1 tRNA gene and 1 rRNA gene are annotated in these 419 nt (G+C 62.5%); both read left to right on the top strand.

From position 1 onward, the window contains the following. The first annotated feature begins 130 nt into the window (after positions 1–130). Positions 131–245: ribosomal RNA gene (gene rrf / locus ACLF3G_RS29550) — 5S ribosomal RNA — on the top strand. A gap of 31 nt (positions 246–276) precedes the next feature. Beyond that, positions 277–350, top strand: a tRNA-Met gene (locus tag ACLF3G_RS29545). The last annotated feature ends 69 nt before the right edge of the window (positions 351–419 follow it).

Raw genomic sequence — 419 nt, 5'->3', positions numbered from 1 at the left:
CTACCACCAACGCCGCACCGGCTCCGGTTCGCAAGAACCGAGCGCCGCGCGCAGCACCAAACCGCACATCAACCTACCCCAACACACACACACAACCAAATCACCTACATCAGATGTTCTGGCGCGGTGGCCCGGTGGCCATCGCGGGGATGATACACCCGATCCCATCCCGAACTCGGACGTGAAACACCCCAGCGCCCATGGTACTGAGCCTCAAGGCTCGGGAGAGTAGGTCGCCGCCGGGCCACCACGCCAGAACATCGCAACACACACCACCGCGGGGTGGAGCAGCCCGGTAGCTCGTCAGGCTCATAACCTGAAGGTCACAGGTTCAAATCCTGTCCCCGCATCCCCTATGATCCAACCCACCAAAAGCTCCTCCGCCCCAAAGGCCGAGGAGCTTTTTCCGTTCCCGCCCG

Source organism: Falsiroseomonas sp. HC035, assembly GCF_050563525.1.
GTDB lineage: Bacteria > Pseudomonadota > Alphaproteobacteria > Acetobacterales > Acetobacteraceae > Falsiroseomonas.
This window is presented reverse-complemented; position numbering and strand designations above follow the sequence as displayed.